2 protein-coding genes are annotated in these 2155 nt (G+C 75.8%); both read right to left on the reverse strand.

Annotation, left to right across the window (positions count from 1 at the left end; translation table 11 throughout):
• Nucleotides 1-124: 124 nt before the first annotated feature.
• Entirely contained in the window at nucleotides 125-1051 is a 927-nt protein-coding gene (locus ACFU7D_RS29390; RefSeq protein WP_378874015.1) for a cobalamin biosynthesis protein, read from the reverse strand.
• Nucleotides 1048-2155: Rv2231c family pyridoxal phosphate-dependent protein CobC (gene cobC, locus ACFU7D_RS29395; protein ID WP_378874018.1), on the reverse strand; the 1108-nt coding region annotated here is incomplete at its 5' end. The genes ACFU7D_RS29390 and cobC, both read right to left, overlap by 4 nt.

Here is a 2155-nt window from a genome sequence, read left to right on the forward strand (position 1 = left end):
GCGTTCGTGCTCCAGGCGCAGGGCGACCAGTACACCTCGACGGCGACGCCCTGGCCGAGTGGACCCGCGCCGGCGGGCCGGGCATCGCCGATGCTCCGCCCGCCGTCCTGGCGCGGGCCTTCCGTCACGGGCGCTGAACGATGACGGCGTACGCCGCCGCGACCAGGGCCGCGCCGATGCCGACCCTGCGGGCCAGCGTGGTGGCGCTGACGACGTCGGCGGGGGCGGCGTCGCGGCCGTCGCCCATCACCGCACGATGCTCGATCCGGTTGCCGTAGTAGCGGTTCGTGCCGCCGAGACGGATGTCGAGGGCGCCGGCGAAGGACGCCTCGACGACGCCGGCGTTCGGGCTCGGGTGCTGCGCGGCGTCGCGGCGCCAGGCCGTCCACGCCTGCTTCGCGCGCGAGGGCGCGGCGGCCAGGGTGAGCAGGCCGGAGAGCCGGGAGCCGGGCAGGTTGAGCAGGTCGTCGAGGCGGGCGCTGGCCCAGCCGAAGTGCTCGTAGCGGTCGTTGTGGTGGCCGACCATCGCGTCCAGGGTGTTGGCGGCTCGGTAGCCGAGCAGGCCGGGTACGCCCGCGACGGCGCCCCACACCAGGGGCGCGACCACCGCGTCGGAGGTGTTCTCGGCGACGCTCTCGACGACGGCCCGGGAGACCTCGGAGGCGTCGAGCTCGTCGGTGTCGCGGCCGACGAGGTGGGTCAGCCGCTGCCGCGCGGCGGGGAGGTCACCGCGGTCGAGATGTTCGTGGACGGCGAGGGCCTCGCGCTCCAGCGAGCGGCCGCCCAGGACCGCCCAGGTGGCTGCCGCGGTCACCAGGGCCTTCCCGGCCCGGCCGGGAGCGAGCCGCTCCGCGGCGGCGCCGAGGACGACCGCTCCGCCGGCCAGGGTCGCGGTGTGGAGCACGCCGCGGGCTCGATCGTCGGCGTACCAGGCCCGCTCGGCCCGCATCGCGACCGTGCCGAACCCGGCGACCGGGTGGTAGCGCCGTGGGTCGCCCAGCAGGCGGTCGAGCGCGAAACCGGCGAGGATCCCGATCGCCCGCGGGCTCACCCCGCTCCCCTGGTCTTCCGCAGGGCGGCCAGGAGCTGGTCGGTCGGCTCCTGCGGGCGCACCGCGATCCGCACCCAGTCCGGGCCGAGCCCGGGGAAGGTGTCGGCACGGCGTACGGCGATGCCCCGCTCGCGCAGGGCCTCACGGACCCCGGCGCCGGGGCGGGCCAGGACGAAGGAGGCGGTCGAGGGGACGTACTCGATCCCCTGGTCCCGCAGGCCGGCCTCGAGGTGGCTGCGCCAGGCGGTGATCCGCTCGGCGCGCTCGCGGGCCTCGGCGCTCGCCCGCTCGGTCGCGCAGGCGAGCATCGCGGCGGCGGCGGTGGCAGAGACCGACCAGGGGGTGCGTACCGCCTCCAGGTCGCTGATCGCGGCGGGGTCGCCGACGACGTAGCCGGCGCGGACCCCCGGGATCGACCAGTGCTTGGTGAGGCTGCGGATCACCAGCAGGCCCTCGGCGTGCTCGCCGGTGAGCGTCTCGGGCTCGCCGGGGACCGCGTCCATGAAGGCCTCGTCGACCACGACCAGACGGCCAGGTCGGAGGAGGGCACGGAGGGTGGCCGCCGGGTGGAGTACGCCGCTGGGGTTGGTCGGGTTGCCGACGACGACCAGGTCCGCGTCGGCAGGCACCGCGGCCGGGTCGAGGGTGAAGCCGTCCCGGTGGCTGAGGCGCACCTCGTCGACTCGGTGGCCCGCCTGCTCCAGCGCCGCGTGGGGCTCGGTGAACTGCGGGTGGACGACGACCGGTTTCCGCCACGTCCTGGCTCGCGCGACCAGCGTGAACGCTTCCGCCGCCCCCGCCGTCGGAAGGACCTCGTCGCGGTCGCGCCCGTGGTGCTTCGCCAGCGCCGCCCGCGCCGGCTCCTCGTCAGGGTAGGCCGTCGACGCCAGCGACTCGTGGAGCGCCTGGTCCAGCCACCCCGGCCGCTCGCCCGGGTAGACGTTCACCGCGAAGTCGAGCAGCCCATCCCCCACCTCGACGTCCCCATGATGCCTCAGCGGATCAGCAACCGCACCCCCGCTGGTCGAGCCGCCGGAGCCGCTAGGCGGAGGCGTGTCGAGACCAACACGGTCTCCTGTCGCGCTCGATTGGACCGTGTTGGTC

Origin of the sequence: Nocardioides sp. NPDC057577 (assembly GCF_042801335.1) — a bacterium.
GTDB lineage: Bacteria > Actinomycetota > Actinomycetes > Propionibacteriales > Nocardioidaceae > Nocardioides.